Below are 15,337 nucleotides of genomic sequence, written 5' to 3'. Positions count from 1 at the left end.
CCTCATGGCGAGTGTGGGAAAATGTCGCTTTTGCATCACCCGATCCGCCCGCCTCCTTCATGGAACCTGCTTTCGACCGCGCTTTCGCGGCACACCGCGACGGCCGCCTCGACGACGCCGAACGCGGCTACCGCGCGACGCTCGACGTCGATCCGGTGCACGTCGATGCGTTGCATCTGCTGGGCGTCCTGCGTCATCAGCAGGGACAGCACGCGGAAGCGGCCGACCTCGTGCGCCGCGCCGCCGATCTGCGTCCCGACGACGCCGCGTTGCAGCTGAATCTCGGCAACGCGCTGAAGGCGATGGGCCAGCTCGACAACGCGATCGAACGGTTTCGCAACGCACTCACGCTCGCGCCGACGTTTCCGATGGCGCACTACAACCTCGGCAACGCGTACGCGACAGCAGGCCGTCACGCGGATGCCGCCGACGCCTTCCGTCGCGCGCTGCATCTACAACCCGCCGACCCATCGATCCACAACAATCTCGGCAACGCATTGCATGCGCTCGGCGAACATCGCGAAGCGATCGTGTCGTTTCGCCGTGCTCTCGAACTCCGTCCCGGTCACGCGGGCGCGCACAACAACCTGGGCATGGCGCTCAACGCGCTGAACCGGCCAGACGAAGCGATCGTCGAATTCCGCGCGGCACTGGCTGCGGAGCCGCGCTTCGTCGCCGCGCATTTCAACCTCGGCAACACGCTCGATGTAATGGGCCACCACGGCGAAGCAGTCACCGCGTTCGAAACGGTGCTCGCGCTGCAACCAAACCTGCCACCCGCGCAGTTCGGTCTCGGCAATGCGCTCGCCGCCGTGGGCCGGCACGCCGATGCGCTGCCGCTGCTCGAGCGCGCGGTCGGACTCGATCCGACGTTCGCGCTCGCGTGGCTCAATCTCGGCAGCGTGCATCACGCGCTCGGCGCATACGAGGCCGCGTTGCGTGCATTCGATCAGGCGCTGCGGCTGCGTCCCGATCTCGCGCCCGCGCACATGAATCGCGCGATCGTGCGGCTCACGCTCGGCGATTTCGCGCGCGGTTTGCCGGAGTACGAATGGCGCTTCGAGGTCACCACGCCGTCTTCGACGGATACACCCGATGCGCTCATGATGCTGCCACGCTGGCACGGCGAGCCGATCGACACGCGCACGGTGCGGCTCTACGCGGAGCAGGGTTTCGGCGACACATTGCAGTTCATCCGCTACGTGCCTGAAGTGGCGAAGCGCGCGGCGCGTGTGATCCTCGAAGTGCAGCCTGCGTTGATGCCGCTCGTCGAGTCCTTCGCGCAAGCATCGCGCGTGCAGCTCGTCGCGCGCGGCGATGCGTGTCCGAAAGCGGATCTGCAGTGCGCGCTGCCGAGCTTGCCGTTCGCGTTGGGTACGACGTTCGAGACGATCCCCGGAGGCAAGCCCTACCTCGCGGCACCGGCCGCATACCGACGCAAATGGCGCGGGTCGCTCGGCGGTCACGCAAAACGCAAGATCGGGATCGCGTGGTCGGGCAGCCTGCAACGCCAGGAGAATCGCGCGTTGCCGCTCACGGCACTCGATCCGCTGTTCGCGCTCGAAGGCATCGACTGGATCGTGCTGCAACCCGACCTCACCGCCGACGATGCAGCCGCGCTCGATGCGCATCCGCGCGCCGCATCGATTCATCGTTTCGGTTCGCGCATCCGCGACTTCGCGGATACGGCGGCGATCATGGAGCGGCTCGAAGCGGTTGTATCGATCGATACGTCGGTCGCGCATCTTGCCGGCGCGCTCGGCCGGCCGCTGTGGTTGATGCTGCCATTCGCCGCCGACTGGCGCTGGTTCACCGGCGATGCGCGCAGTCCGTGGTATTCGTCCGCGCGGCTCGTGCGACAGTCGCGGCCGGGGGCCTGGGACGATGTGGTCGCGACGGTTGTGCAGGCGTTGCGAGACGCGTGATGCGAGCGGGTCGTGATGCTCATACGCCGCAACTCGCAGGGCGTCCTGGTTGTCGCGACGGTACGTCTCAAGAATCAAGTGCCTGCGTGTAGTCACACCACGACTGACTGGGCCGGTGCGTCACAGCCCTTGCGGCTGGCGGCAACATCCAGTCAAGCCGACGCACAAGAGCCCTCCGATACGCCTTGGCAAGGTGGTAACCGAGGGTTTCACAGGACAAAACTTTCATTCGCATCCGCCGATAACTCGAACAGGAACCACTGGACGGCCGCCGGACAGCCCCCTGGCGCCATCCGGCGCACCCATTCACGCGCCACTTCGCATGGCAGCCCTGCGCAGTTTCCATTCGTTTGCTCAAGGACTCGGGATGCACAAGCTCAGTTTTAAGCAGAAGCTGTGGCTGCCGCTGATCATCAGCCTCGTCGCGTTGCTCGCTGTCTCCGTATCGGCGGCGTGGCAGTCGCGCGAGACGCGGATCGAGGAGCGTAAGCACGATCTCACGAACATCGCGCACGTCGGGCTCAGCATCGTGACGGAGTATGCGGCGCTTGCCCAAAGCGGCGCGCTGCCGGAGGCCGATGCCCGCAAGCAGGCACTCGAACGACTGCGCGGCGTCCGCTACGGCGAAGACGGCTACTTCCTCGTAATCAACTCGAAGCCGCAGATGGTGATGCATCCGATCAAGCCGGCACTCGAAGGCAAGGATCTCTCAGGCAGCGCGGATGCCGACGGTCGTCACCATTACGTGACGTTCGCGTCGGCTGCACAGGCGCCGGACGGCGGCTTCGTCGACTACGTGTTCCCGCATCCGGGCGCGGCGTCGGCGCAGGCGGTCGGCAAGATCGGCTACGTGGTGCGCTATGCGCCGTGGGACTGGATCATTGCAACCGGCGCCTATGTCGATGACATCGATGCTGCGTTCATGGCGTCACTGTGGCTGATCGGCGGGATCTTCCTGGCAGTGTCAGCCGTACTCGTGATGCTCGTCGCGGTGACGAACCGCAGTATCGCGCGCACGGTCGGCGGCGATCCGGCCTATGCGGCGAATGTGGCGGAAGCGATCGCATCGGGCGACCTGACTGTTGCGATCCGTACGCGCGACGGCGACACGTCGAGCCTGCTGCACGTGATGCAGCGCATGCGTGACGCGCTGACCAGCACCATCTGCCAGATCAAGCATGCTTCCGACAACGTCGCGTGCGGCGCGAACGAGATCGCGAACGGCAATGCGGACCTGTCGTCGCGCACCGAGAGCCAGGCGGCGTCATTGCAGGAAACGGCGTCGAGTATGGAGCAGATGACGGCGATGGTCCGTCAGACTGCGGACAACGCGCGCACCGCCAGCGAGCTTGCGGCCGGCGCCACGAAAATCGCGAACCGCGGCGGCGACATGATCACGCAGGCCGTCGCGGCGATGAAGGGTATCTCGAACGAATCGGGCCGCATGGTCGAGATCATCGCGACGATCGAGGGCATCGCGTTTCAGACCAACATCCTCGCGCTGAATGCAGCGGTCGAAGCGGCACGCGCGGGCGAGCAGGGCCGCGGCTTCGCGGTCGTCGCAAGCGAGGTGCGCAGCCTCGCTCAGCGTAGCGCGACCGCGGCGAAGGAAATTCGCGAGCTGATCAGTCATGCGGTGGGCAGCGTCGGCAGTGGTGCGACGCTGGTCGAAAACACCGGCTCGACGATCGACGAAGCGCGCGACGCGATCATGCGTGTGACCGGTGTCGTGCAGGAGATCGCGGCGGCCGCGGCGGAACAGAGCGCCGGCATCGATCAGGTGAATCTCGCGGTCACGCAGATGGACAGCATGACGCAGCAGAATGCGGCGCTCGTCGAGGAGGCAGCGGCAGCGGCGCAATCGCTGAAGGAGCAGGCGATGAGCCTGCAACGCTCAGCGGCGGCGTTTCAGGTGAACGACGTCGACGCTAGCGGCAGTGCACCGCTCGCGCCGGCTTCGGCGCAGCACCGCGCAGTGTTCGCGTAGGGATCCGTGCCGCGATCTCGCGGCGAACCTCGCGGTCCATGGCACGTCGGTGTGGTTTTTTGGATCGTTACCTTGCGCCCCATTGCAGCCGTTCGAGCCACAGCAAAACGGACATTCAGCCCGCCCGGTGCACCAATGTTGCGTGCACCTTGAATGCCACGCCTAAGCACGCACGTACAGGTGCATGTCATCGAGCCTTTTATGCAGATAATGCCGTTCATGCTTGCCGCTGAATTCTTCAAGCCGACCGAACTCCGTATAGCCGAGCTTTTGATAGAAGCCGAGTGCCTGAAAGCTGAATGTATCCAGAAAAGCGTGTGTGCAGCCACGCAGACGCGCTTCGTCTTCTGCGGCGCTCATTAATTGAGATGCATGCCCTTTGTTTCGATGAGTCTCGTTTACCCAAAGCTTGTGGATTTCGAGGTATTGCCAGTAGGTGTCCGCCAACAAACCGCCAATGATGCTGCCGTTCGCGTCACGTGCAAAGACGCGCAACAACCTGAAATCTCTAACTGCGAAGGCGGCATTGTAGGCGCTGAGTTGCGTTGCCACGAATGACTCATCCCGATCATTTCGCTGGTCAGTGACTTCGATTTCCATGATCTTGTCCTGCAACGTTAATGAGCCAGTTTTTCGTATAGTGACCAGACATAGCCACCGGGACCGGGTTCCTGCCACAGGCCTGCGCGGATGAAACCAAGCGACTCATACCAGGCGCACAACTTCGCGTTGTGAGCTGGGCAGTCGAGCCGGACATAGCGCCGGTTCAAATCCCGCACTTTGCTCGCGCAGCAGTCGAGCATGAAGCCACCGAGTCCTCGTCCATTAAAACCTGTACGCACGCTCAGTCCGTGCACGTAAGCCGCGATCGGGTCCTGCGCCCCCCAGCGCTGCTCATCGTCGAGATCGAGCGAAAACATGCCCGCCGGAATGCCACCCAGCTCAACGACATACACTTCCTTTTGGGCGACAGTGTTTCGCATCCATCGCTCGGAAACGCCGTCCCCTTCCTTGCCCCACGCGTAGTCGCGGTGCGCCACCTTCCATGTGTGTGCTTCATTGCGGATCTGTACGAGCACCAGGACATCCTCTGCCATTGCCCGGCGGATGCTTTTCGAGTCCATCATTCATATCCCCATTGGACATTACTCGTGAACGAAAGACGAAAGGTTGACACGAATGGGCTGCAGATTGTCACCGATCTAGCTACGGATGTCGAAGGTCCGCGACTGGCCGAGAACCGCCGCACAACTAGCACACCGCAATTCTGCGCATCCTCAATACAGATCACCGCCTAGAAGCAGCCCAAAAAGAAAAACCCCACGCCTAAAGCAGTGGGGTTTCATCGACAACGGGACCCATCAGCCCCGCCACTACACACACGCACCAATCATCCAACCCGATACTGATTCCGCGCTTCCTGCGTGCGATACAACACCATCGTCGCAATCAAACCGCACACCGCCGCAAGCGTCATCCACAAACCAGGCGCGGCCTTGTTACCAGTGGTGTGAATCAGCAGCGTCGAGATCGCAGGCGTGAAGCCGCCGATCGTCGTCGCGAGGCTGTACGCAAGCGAGAAACCGGCGGTGCGCACGTCGACGGGCATCACTTCGGTCAGCGCGACGATCATCCCGCCGTTGTAGCAGCCATACAGGAACGACAGCCACAGCTCGACCATCAGCAGACGAACAAACGACGGATCCGCGACGAGCCACTGCACCGCCGGGTACGACGTGAGGATCGTCAGAATGGTGAACGTGAGCAGCACCGGACGGCGACCGATACGATCCGACAACGCGCCCGCAAGCGGCAGCCAGATCAGGTTCGAGATGCCGACACAAACCGTCACGACCAGCGTATCGAGCGATGACAGTTTCAGCACCTGCCGGCCGAACGTCGGCGTGTACGCGGTGATCAGATAGAACGACACGGTGGTCATGATCACCATGCCCATGCCGCCGAGTACGATGCCCCAGTTCTGCGCCATCGACTTCATGATCTCGCCCATCGAAGGACGATGCTTCTTCGCGAGGAACTCGTCGGTTTCCTTCAGCGAGCGGCGGATCAGGAACAGGAACGGCACGATCAGGCAGCCGATCAGGAACGGCACGCGCCATCCCCAGGCGGTCATCTGGTCGGCGGGCAGCAGCTTGTTCAGCACGACGCCGATCAGCGCGGCGAACACGACGGCCACCTGCTGGCTACCCGACTGCCACGAGCAATAGAAACCCTTGTGGCCCTTCGTCGCGATCTCCGACAGATACACCGACACGCCGCCCAGCTCGACACCGGCGGAGAAGCCCTGCAGCAGCCGCCCCAGCAGCACGAGAATCGGTGCGAGCACGCCGATCGTCGCGTACCCCGGTATCGCGGCAACCGTCAGCGTGCCGAGCGCCATCAGACCGAGCGTCAGAATCAGCCCCTTGCGGCGGCCATGATGATCGATGTACGCGCCGAGCACGATCGCGCCGAGCGGGCGCATCAGGAAGCCGGCACCGAACACGGACAGCGACAGCATCAGCGACGCGAATTCGCTGCCGCCCGGGAAGTAGGTCTTGGCAATCGCGGACGCGTAATAGCCGTAGACCATGAAGTCGTACATTTCCAGGAAGTTGCCGCTGACGACGCGGAAAACTGTCCGGGCTTTCGATTCATCGGCTGAGGACGCGTGAGACGCGTGGGACGCAGTAGACATGACACTCTCGGGTAAGCCCGTTGCCGGTGGGCGGCAAGGAATCGGGCAGTTGACGACGATCCACTGCATCGGCAGGCGGATGGCCCGTGGCGCAGGTAGCACGCGCCGGAGGCGCTGCATTCTCACGCTGCACCCGCTGCTTCGATATCAGGGTAAACATGGAGGCACGCTAACCGCGCTCGCCTCAAGCGATATTAACTTCGTTGCGGTTCGATCGCGCTGCGGTTTGACATCCGGCGGTGGGTCGCGGTCTTCTGTACATCGGCGGATGCGTGCGTTCGCATACCGCAGCGGTACACTTTGCGCTCGACCGCTTTGCCCCTCTCCTTCCAATGACCAACACGTCCCTCACGCTGCGCCCGGCCACCGTCGCCGACGCGGCACTCATCGCATCGATTCACGCCGCGAGCTGGCAGGCCACCTATCGCGGGTTGTTGCCCGACGCGTTTCTCGACGGCGAAGTCACGCGCGAGCGTTCGACCTACTGGCGCGACCGGATGAACGCGCCGGGCGCCGAGCGACGCCTCGTGCGGATCGCCGAACGCGGGAACGAAGCGATCGGCTTCCTGTGCGTCGAGCGGCAAATCGATTCGCCGTGGGGCGTGCTGCTCGACAACCTGCACGCGTTGCCCGCGCATCAGGGCATCGGCGCGGGCAAGCTGCTGATGCGCGCGGCGCAGGACTGGGCACGCGAACACGGCGAGTCGCAGCTGTATCTCTATGTGCTCGAGGGCAATGATCCGGCGATCCGTTTCTACGAACGCCAGGGCTGGGAATTTTCCGGGGCGGAGCCGGACTTCATGGGCGGCATCGCGATCACCGCGCTGCGCTATGTGTATCGGCTGGATCGCCTGGAGTGAAAAAGAAAGAAGCCGCACGCTGAACGTGCGGCTTCGGCATCGCGAAAGCGACGTATAAAACGCCGCGTCTAGAAACGCGTCTCGCGCGCCACCCGCAGGAACGTGTCGAGCAACGGCGTGCAGTCGAGCAACTCCGGCCCGCCCGCGCGATGAAACTCCGGATGCCACTGCACGCCCATCACGAACGGCGCACGTCGATAGCGCACCGCTTCGATGATGCCGTCCGATGCCGACACCGCCTCGATGTTCAGATCGCGACCGAGCGTCTTCACCGCCTGATGGTGGATCGAATTGACGATCGCCTCGCGTCGTCCGGGGAACATGTTCGCGAGCGTCGAGCCGTCGGGAAAATGAATGGCATGGCGATGCTGATCGTAATGCTCGCTGACGTGCGCGCCGGCAGTCGGCACATCGGTAGCGATGTCCTGATACAGCGTGCCGCCGAACGCGACGTTGATCAGCTGGCAACCGCGGCACACACCGAGCACCGGCTTGCCCGACTCGACGAACTCGTGCAGCAGCTCGAGTTCGTACATGTCGCGCACGCGATCGCCGGGCCATTCGGGGCGCGTCGCGACTTCCGCGTACGACTGCGGCGCCACGTCGGCGCCGCCCTGCAGCAGCAGCCCGTCGAGATGCTTCGCGTAATCGCGCAGGCGGATGTTGCTCGGATGCAGCATGCCCTGGTGACCGACCGTCGGAATCATGAACACGATCACGTCACGCGACATCACCCAGTGCGCAATCGATTCCTCCAGATACTGCAGCGTTTTGCCGCGCAGTCCCTTCGCGCCCGGCTCCGGATGAAAGATCCGCGCGGACACGCCGATGCGCAGCGTGCGTTGCGTGATCCGCTGCCCCGCTCGATCGAACAGCTGCCGCGCACGTGCCGCGATGATCCGGCCGAAGACCGACCACGCCGAATCGTTCTGCTTCAGATACGCAGGCTGTCCCGGCGGCAATGCACTGGGCGGCGGCGGACGCGACGCTTCGAAATCGGGTGCCGCGCCGAAGCCCGGCGGCGGTACACCGGCCCGAGCCGCAGCGGCGGCAGCAGCCGCTTCGCCTGGCGAATCACTCACAGCGGACTGCACGGCGTCGCTTGAACTGGCGGTGCTCGCTGCAGCGGTCGCGGGTTTCGCCGCAGCCGCTTGTGCAGTCGCTTCCTGCTGCGCGGTCGCCTCAGCCGCCGACGCGCGCGCCTGTGCCGCATCGCGTCGCTGTGCAGCGGCGGGATCGGTAGGCGTCACGTTCGACGCGCTTTCAGGGGAATCGGTGGAACTGGCTACCGCGGCGGCTTGCGCCGCGGCCGGCGAAGGAGTCGCGGTCGGCGCGGGAGATGAAGAAACGGAAGAAGCAGGCTTCGAATCAGGCTGGTCTGGAGTGTTTTCGCTCATGACGTTGGCAGAGGCGCGTCTCAGCACGCGAACGAATGGACATGGAGCGATTATCCGCCAGCCGGTCAGCGTTGGGCAAACCGGCACACAATTGCTCACATTACTGTGATCCGACGACGAACCCGTGCGCGTCGAACTGTCTAAGGACAGCGCAATCTCAAGGGTCCGGCTGCTCCTCGAACGTTTCGCGTAGCGCGATCTGCATCGTCGCGTGGATCTTCACGCACCAGCGCCACAGCAGCGCGAGCAGCACCGCCGCGAAGACGAGCACGGCAATGAGCAAACCGGTCGGCGGAAGAATGCCGCCCGACAGCGCCGCGACCAGCAGAAACACGCCGACCATCGACACGATCGGCACAAGGTCCGAGATCGCATACCGGATCGTGCTCGTGAAGCGCCCTGCTTTCGCGGGCTGCACGCCGACTTCAGCGAGCAACAACGCGAGCGACTTCGTCTTGCGATACACCGCGACAAGGAACGGCATCGACACGATCAGCGCGGCGCTCCACAACACGGCGCGCTGCATCGGCTCCGACGCGAGCCAGCGCACGAGCACTTCGCTCGCATACGGCGCACCGTACGACACACCAAGAAAAATTGCCGCGACGAGTGCGAGATTCACCGCGATCTGCAGCACGATGCGGCGCGTCATGCCGAACACCGTCGGTTCGCCGTTTGCGGGCCGCAAGCTGCCGAGCCACTGCGCGTACATGCCGAACACGTTCGCGACGGTGCGCGGCATCGTACGGCCGAGACGCTGCGTGAGCGGATCGGCGGCGCGGATCAGGTACGGCGTGAACAGCGTCGTCAATGCGGATACGGCGACCGCGATCGGATACAGAAACGCGCTCGTCACCTTCAGCGTGAGACCGAGCGACGCGATGATGAACGAGAACTCGCCGATCTGCGACACCGTCATCCCGACGCGCATCGCGGTGCGCCCGTCCTTGCCCGCGAGGAACGTACCGAGCCCGCACGACACGATCTTGCCGACGATCACCGCGATCGTGATCACCGCGATCGGCCACGCGTAGTCGACGAGCACGCGCGGATCGAGCATCAGTCCGATCGTGACGAAAAAGATCGCGGAGAACGCGTCGCGCAGCGGCGCGATCAGATGCTCGATGCGATGCAGGTGACGCGACTCGGCCATGATCGCGCCGATCAAAAACGCGCCGAGTGCGATGCTGTAGTCGAGCTTCACGACCAGCAGACAGAAGCCGAAGCAGAACCCCAGCACCGACACGAGCAGCATCTCGTCGCTCTTCGAACGCGCGACGTAATTCAGCGCACGTGGCACGACGAGGATGCCGACGACGAGCGATACCGTCATGAACAGCAGCAGCTTGCCGAGCGTCATCAGCGCGACGCCCGCGCTCAGTTCGCCGGTCTGCGCGATGCCGGACAGCAGCACGAGCATCGCGATCGCGAGAATGTCCTCGACGATCAGAATGCCGAACACCAACTGCGCGAAATTCTCGCGCTTCAGGCCGAGTTCGGAGAGTGCCTTGACGATGATCGTCGTCGACGAGATCGCGAGGATCGCACCGAGGAACAGCGAATCCATCGGACTCCAGCCGAACGCGCTGCCGATCTCGTAGCCGAGCCACAGCATCAGCACGATTTCCGACAGCGCCGCGACGATCGCCGTCGCGCCGACCTTGAACAGCTTGCGCAGACTGAACTCGAGACCGAGCGAAAACATCAGGAACACGACGCCGAGTTCGCCGAGCGTCTGGATGGTCTGCTCGTCGTGGATCAGCTGGAACGGCGGCGTGTACGGCCCGATGATCACGCCCGCAGCGATGTAGCCCAGCACCACCGGCTGGTTCAGGCGATGGAACAGCACGGTGACGACGCCGGCGAGCGCCATCACGACCGCCAGATCCTGAATGAAGCCGATGCCGTGGTGCATGCGCACGCTCCTTACAAAAAGTAATCAACAAGAAGCAAATAGTAACCCACGCTCGCGACTGGCCCATTTCAGGCGGCTCAGCGGCTTATCACAGGCTCGCCGCGGGCTGAAACTGACCGCCACGCAAGGCCGGAATGTTTTTGACACGCTGGACGTCAGTGAAATATCACAATAATATCTGCCGCATATTCAAACCGGAGTCCGTCATGCCGCAGGTGTCGTTCAATGTCGTGAGCCGCTCGGGAACGAGCGTTATGTCCACCGTCGTACTCGACCGGCTGACCATCGCCGGCTGGGCGGGCCGCGACCAGGCGGCGATCGAGCATCACATCGCCGAACTCGCGGCGCTCGGCGTGAAACGCCCGTCGACGACGCCCTGCTTCTATCGCCTCGGCGCCGAACTCTTGACGCAGGCAGAACAGATCGACGTGGTCGGCGCGAAGTCGAGCGGCGAAGCCGAATGCGTGCTGGTGCGCAGCGACGACGGCCTGCTCGTGACGATCGGCTCCGATCACACGGACCGCGAAGTCGAGGCGTACGGCGTCACGGTGTCGAAGCAGGTCTGTCCGAAGCCGGTCGCACGCGACGCATGGCGTTTCGACGACGTCGCCGGTCATTGGGATCAACTGCAACTGCGTGCGTATGCGGTCACGAACGGTGCCCGGCGCGTATATCAGCAAGGCAGCATCGCCTCGCTGCTCGCAGCAGCCGATCTGCTCGAACGCGCTCCGCTTGCGGCCAACGCCGCGATGTTCTGCGGCACGCTCGCGGTGGAAGGCGGCATCGTTGGGATGATCGACGGCGATGCGCTCGAACTCGAACTGCACGACCCCGTGCTGAATCGCACGCTGCGCCACGCGTATCGCGTGCGCGCGTTACCTATCGTCGAATGAGATTTTCCTGAGCCCCTCATGAGCCCATCCCCAGCCTCCGCTCCCGTGGTCGAAAAAACATCGTCCACCAGGCACGACAACGCCGAACTCGAAGCCATCGCACTACGCAAGATCACGTGGCGCATCATGCCGTTCCTGTTTCTCGTCTACGTGCTGTCGTATCTCGACCGCGTGAACATCGGCTACGCGAAGCTGCAGTTCACCGGCGACCTCGGGCTGTCGAACGCGGCGTATGGGCTCGGCGCGGGTATCTTTTTCTTCGGCTACTTCGTGTTCGAAGTGCCGAGCAATCTGCTGCTGAAACGCTTTGGCGCCCGCGCGACGATCGCGCGGATCACGATGCTGTGGGGCGCGCTGTCGTGCGCGATGATGTTCATCCATTCGGAGACCGCGTTCTACGTGCTGCGCTTCCTGCTCGGCGTCGCGGAGGCCGGGCTCGTGCCTGGCGTCGTGCTGTATCTGACGTTCTGGTTTCCCGCCGACCGCCGCGCGCGGATGGTCGCCGTGTTCATGGCCGCGATTCCGGTCGCGGGCATCATCGGCGCGCCGCTGTCCGGCTTCCTGATGTCCGCGCTGCATGAGACGCACGGGCTGCGCGGCTGGCAGTGGATGTTCCTGATCGAAGGCATCCCGTCGATCCTCGCCGGCTTCTGGGCGCTCGCCGTATTGCGCAACACGCCCGCCGAAGCCGCATGGCTCACCGCCGACGAAAAGCGCGTGGTGCTCGCACGACTCGCCGTCGACAACAACGCCGCTGCCGCAGCCGGCGCCGAGCACAGCCTCGCGGTCGCGCTGCGTTCAGGCCGCTTCTGGCTGCTGACGCTGATCTATTTCTGCCTCGTCACCGGCAATGCGGGCTTCTCGTTCTGGCTGCCGCAGATCGTCAAGGATCTCGGCGTCACCGATCTCGTCACCAACGGTTTCGTCACCGCGATTCCGTATCTCGCGGCGGGCATCGGGATGATCCTGATCGGCCGGTCGTCGGACGTGACGGGCGAGCGGCGCTGGCACTACGCGATTTGCTGTTTTCTGGGCGCGGCGGGGTTGATCGGCAGCGCGTCGGTGACGAACTCGATCCCGCTCGCGGTGACCGGTCTGTCGATCGCGTACATCGGCATCCTCGCGGGCTTCGGCATATTCTGGTCGATGTCGACGACGTTCCTGCAAGGCACGGCTGCGGTCGCCGGCATCGCGGTGATCAACTCGATTGCGAATCTCGCGGGCTACGTGAGCCCGTACGTGCTCGGGATCGTCAAGGACGCGACGCACACGGTCACGTATGGGCTGCTGCTGATTGCCGGGGCGCTCATCGTCGGCGGTATCGTGACGCTCGCGATGCCGCGTGTGAAGGTGTTGCATGGTGCGGCTCGCTGACATGCGTCGCGCAGTGCTTCGCAACGGCACCGCGAAGCATCGCGCGGCGGTGTTCTACAATGCCCGGCAACACCGACCGCCCCCGTTTTCATGACGCTTCCGTCTCCCTCCAGCGCTGCCCGTGCAGCGCGACAGAACACTGCGAGCCTCGCCGAGCAGGCGTACGACTTCGTCAAGCGCGAGATCATCACGATGCGCCTGCGCCCGAGCGAAGTGCTCAACGAAGCCGATCTGATGGCGCTCACCGGCATCGGCCGCACGCCTGTTCACCAGGCGCTGCACCGGCTCGTGCACGAAGGGATGCTGACCATCATGCCGCGCAAGGGCATCATGGTGCGCCCCGTGTCGCTCGACGACGTACTCGCGATCATCGACGTGCGGCTCGTCAACGAAACCTATTGCGTCGAACTCGCCGCGCGTCACGCGCAGGCGCACGACTTCGCGACGATGCAGGCGTTGCTAGACCGCTCGGCGGTATGCGTCGCGGCGCATGATGTCGAAGGGATGATGGTCATCGACCGCGAATTCCATCTGGCTATTTCAGCCGCATCGCGCAACGCCGTGCTCGCCGACATCCTGCGCGGACTGCACGAACGCTCGCTGCGTTTCTGGTTCATCTCGCTGTCCGAGCCGCATCATCTCGAAGACGTCCACGAAGAACATCTCGAACTCTTCCGCCTGCTGCGCGAGCGCGACGCCGACGGCGCGCGTCGCTCCGTGCAGCGGCACATCGAAGCCTTCCGCGCGACCCTTTTCAACCGGATCTGAAATCATGGCCACCGAATCCACGCGCTTCACCCCCTTCCCGCCGCTCGCCCAGCTCGCCGCCGATCTCGCCGCGGGCCGCACCACGAGCCGCGCGCTCGTCGAAACCGCGCTCGACCGGATCGCCGATCCGGCGGGCCAAGGGTCGACCGTATTCATGCACGTCGACGCGGACCACGCGCGCGCCGCCGCCGACGCGCACGACCGTCTGCGTGCCGCCGGCACGGTACTGTCGCCGCTCGCCGGCATTCCGGTGTCGGTGAAAGACCTGTTCGACATTGAAGGCCAGGTGACGCGCGCGGGCTCCCGCGTGCTCGCCGACGCGCCGCCCGCAACGTCGGACGCACTCGCCGTCGCACGGCTCAAGCGCGCGGGCGCGGTGATCGTCGGGCGCACCAACATGAGCGAGTTCGCGTTCTCCGGGCTCGGCCTGAACCCGCACTACGGCCATCCGCTGTCGCCGTACCGGCGCGGCGTAGCGGGCGACGAACGGATCTCGGGCGGCTCGTCGTCGGGTGCGGCGGCGTCGGTCGCGGACGGCATGGCGGCGATCGCGCTCGGCACCGACACCGGCGGCTCGATCCGCATCCCGGCGGCGCTGTGCGGACTGACCGGCTTCAAGCCGACCGCCGACCGCATCCCGAAGCAAGGCGGCGTGCCGCTGTCGACGACGCTCGATTCGTTCGGGCCGATCGGCGTATCGGTTGCGTGCTGTGCGCTGCTGGACCGGATGCTCGCCGGTCTCGAACCGCGCGTGCCGGATGCGCGGCCGCTTGAAGGCGTGCGCCTCGGCGTGCTGACGAACTACGTGACCGACGGCGTCGAGCCGGCAGTCGCCGACGCGGTCGACGCCGCGCTCAAGCATCTCGAAGCGGCCGGCGCGATCGTCACGGAAGTGCGCTTCGCGCCGCTCGACCGCCTCGCGGAAATCAACCGCTTCGGTTTCTCGCCGATCGAGGCGTATGCGTGGCACCGTCCGCTGCTCGAACGGCATCGCGATCTGTACGACCCGCGCGTGCTGACGCGCATTCTGAAAGGTCAGCCGGCCAGCGCCGCCGACTACCTCGACCTGGTCGCCGAACGCCGCGCGATGCTCGACGCGGCGCGCGCGCTGTGGCAACGCTTCGACGCGCTGGTCGCGCCAACCGTGCCGGTCGTGCCGCCGCGCGTCGCCGATCTGGTCGACGATGACGACGCATTCGGCCGCACCAACGCGCTGATCCTGCGCAACCCGAGCGCGTTCAATTTCCTCGATACCTGCGCGCTGTCGCTGCCATGTCATCGTCGCGGCGACGCGCCGGTCGGTCTGATGCTGGCGGGCGCGCCGCATGGCGACGACGCGCTGCTCGCGGTCGGCCGCGCGGTCGAAGCGGTGCTGACGACGATCCGCTAGCGGGCACGGCGGGCCGACGGTCGTTCAAGTAAGTGAGCACGAGCGCGAAACTGCCCTGGTTCGCGCTAGAATCGCGGGCACCTGCCCGGCCGATCTGGCCGGGCTCCACCGACCGCCATCCGATCGACTC

The 15,337-nt window shown here is 64.7% G+C and carries 12 protein-coding genes; 7 read left to right on the top strand and 5 right to left on the bottom strand.

Going from position 1 to position 15,337, the window contains the following annotated elements; genetic code table 11:
- The first annotated feature begins 59 nt into the window (after positions 1–59).
- Positions 60–1,925 carry a tetratricopeptide repeat protein gene (locus E1748_RS14225; protein WP_133647864.1) on the top strand — a complete coding sequence of 622 codons (1,866 nt, stop codon included), beginning with the start codon at positions 60–62 and terminating at the stop codon, positions 1,923–1,925.
- Between the two features lie 367 nt (positions 1,926–2,292).
- Positions 2,293–3,912, top strand: a complete 1,620-nt coding sequence (locus E1748_RS14220; protein ID WP_133647863.1) for a methyl-accepting chemotaxis protein — start codon at positions 2,293–2,295, stop codon at positions 3,910–3,912.
- Positions 3,913–4,074: 162 nt separating this feature from the next.
- Here E1748_RS14220 and E1748_RS14215 read toward each other — a convergent pair whose 3' ends face one another.
- The 3 genes from E1748_RS14215 to tcuC all read right to left on the bottom strand — a co-directional run bounded on the left by E1748_RS14215 (position 4,075) and on the right by tcuC (position 6,610).
- Positions 4,075–4,512 carry a GNAT family N-acetyltransferase gene (locus E1748_RS14215; protein ID WP_133647862.1) on the bottom strand — a complete coding sequence of 146 codons (438 nt, stop codon included), beginning with the start codon at positions 4,510–4,512 and terminating at the stop codon, positions 4,075–4,077.
- Positions 4,513–4,529: 17 nt separating this feature from the next.
- Entirely contained in the window at positions 4,530–5,039 is a 510-nt protein-coding gene (locus E1748_RS14210) for a GNAT family N-acetyltransferase (RefSeq protein WP_240766619.1), read from the bottom strand.
- Positions 5,040–5,302: 263 nt separating this feature from the next.
- Positions 5,303–6,610: an MFS transporter gene (tcuC, locus tag E1748_RS14205; protein WP_133647861.1), complete on the bottom strand. Its 1,308-nt coding sequence runs from the start codon at positions 6,608–6,610 to the stop codon at positions 5,303–5,305.
- 332 nt (positions 6,611–6,942) lie between these two features.
- Between tcuC and E1748_RS14200 the strand changes: the two genes are divergently transcribed.
- Positions 6,943–7,470 carry a GNAT family N-acetyltransferase gene (locus tag E1748_RS14200; protein ID WP_133647860.1) on the top strand — a complete coding sequence of 176 codons (528 nt, stop codon included), beginning with the start codon at positions 6,943–6,945 and terminating at the stop codon, positions 7,468–7,470.
- A gap of 68 nt (positions 7,471–7,538) precedes the next feature.
- On the opposite strand, the gene E1748_RS14195 is transcribed toward E1748_RS14200, so the two are convergent.
- Both E1748_RS14195 and E1748_RS14190 read right to left on the bottom strand, forming a co-directional pair.
- Complete coding sequence (locus tag E1748_RS14195) at positions 7,539–8,867, bottom strand: gamma-glutamyl-gamma-aminobutyrate hydrolase family protein (RefSeq protein WP_133647859.1); 1,329 nt, start codon at positions 8,865–8,867, stop codon at positions 7,539–7,541.
- A gap of 157 nt (positions 8,868–9,024) precedes the next feature.
- Entirely contained in the window at positions 9,025–10,782 is a 1,758-nt protein-coding gene (locus E1748_RS14190) for a cation:proton antiporter (protein ID WP_133647858.1), read from the bottom strand.
- A gap of 206 nt (positions 10,783–10,988) precedes the next feature.
- Here E1748_RS14190 and E1748_RS14185 point away from each other — a divergent pair, with 206 nt between their 5' ends.
- The 4 genes from E1748_RS14185 to E1748_RS14170 all read left to right on the top strand — a co-directional run bounded on the left by E1748_RS14185 (position 10,989) and on the right by E1748_RS14170 (position 15,207).
- Positions 10,989–11,675, top strand: a complete 687-nt coding sequence (locus E1748_RS14185) for a DUF2848 domain-containing protein (RefSeq protein ID WP_133647857.1) — start codon at positions 10,989–10,991, stop codon at positions 11,673–11,675.
- Between the two features lie 18 nt (positions 11,676–11,693).
- Positions 11,694–13,049 carry an MFS transporter gene (locus E1748_RS14180; protein ID WP_133647856.1) on the top strand — a complete coding sequence of 452 codons (1,356 nt, stop codon included), beginning with the start codon at positions 11,694–11,696 and terminating at the stop codon, positions 13,047–13,049.
- Between the two features lie 90 nt (positions 13,050–13,139).
- Positions 13,140–13,817 carry a GntR family transcriptional regulator gene (locus E1748_RS14175; RefSeq protein WP_133647855.1) on the top strand — a complete coding sequence of 226 codons (678 nt, stop codon included), beginning with the start codon at positions 13,140–13,142 and terminating at the stop codon, positions 13,815–13,817.
- A 4-nt stretch (positions 13,818–13,821) separates the two neighbouring features.
- Complete coding sequence (locus E1748_RS14170; RefSeq protein WP_133647854.1) at positions 13,822–15,207, top strand: amidase; 1,386 nt, start codon at positions 13,822–13,824, stop codon at positions 15,205–15,207.
- Positions 15,208–15,337 lie beyond the last annotated feature (130 nt).

Origin of the sequence: Paraburkholderia flava (assembly GCF_004359985.1) — a bacterium.
Lineage (GTDB): Bacteria > Pseudomonadota > Gammaproteobacteria > Burkholderiales > Burkholderiaceae > Paraburkholderia > Paraburkholderia flava.
Note: the sequence above shows the minus strand (reverse complement) of the source record. Positions and strands in the feature narration are given on the sequence as shown.

Bases quoted from the DNA above. Each gene is read 5' to 3' on its own strand.
- E1748_RS14215 (WP_133647862.1), bottom strand. From the start codon at position 4,512: ATGGAAATCGAAGTCACTGACCAGCGAAATGATCGGGATGAGTCATTC.
- E1748_RS14175 (WP_133647855.1), top strand. From the start codon at position 13,140: ATGACGCTTCCGTCTCCCTCCAGCGCTGCCCGTGCAGCGCGACAGAAC.
- E1748_RS14185 (WP_133647857.1), top strand. From the start codon at position 10,989: ATGCCGCAGGTGTCGTTCAATGTCGTGAGCCGCTCGGGAACGAGCGTT.
- E1748_RS14170 (WP_133647854.1), top strand. From the start codon at position 13,822: ATGGCCACCGAATCCACGCGCTTCACCCCCTTCCCGCCGCTCGCCCAG.
- E1748_RS14210 (WP_240766619.1), bottom strand. From the start codon at position 5,039: ATGATGGACTCGAAAAGCATCCGCCGGGCAATGGCAGAGGATGTCCTG.
- tcuC (WP_133647861.1), bottom strand. From the start codon at position 6,610: ATGTCTACTGCGTCCCACGCGTCTCACGCGTCCTCAGCCGATGAATCG.
- E1748_RS14220 (WP_133647863.1), top strand. From the start codon at position 2,293: ATGCACAAGCTCAGTTTTAAGCAGAAGCTGTGGCTGCCGCTGATCATC.
- E1748_RS14190 (WP_133647858.1), bottom strand. From the start codon at position 10,782: ATGCACCACGGCATCGGCTTCATTCAGGATCTGGCGGTCGTGATGGCG.
- E1748_RS14195 (WP_133647859.1), bottom strand. From the start codon at position 8,867: ATGAGCGAAAACACTCCAGACCAGCCTGATTCGAAGCCTGCTTCTTCC.
- E1748_RS14200 (WP_133647860.1), top strand. From the start codon at position 6,943: ATGACCAACACGTCCCTCACGCTGCGCCCGGCCACCGTCGCCGACGCG.
- E1748_RS14225 (WP_133647864.1), top strand. From the start codon at position 60: ATGGAACCTGCTTTCGACCGCGCTTTCGCGGCACACCGCGACGGCCGC.
- E1748_RS14180 (WP_133647856.1), top strand. From the start codon at position 11,694: ATGAGCCCATCCCCAGCCTCCGCTCCCGTGGTCGAAAAAACATCGTCC.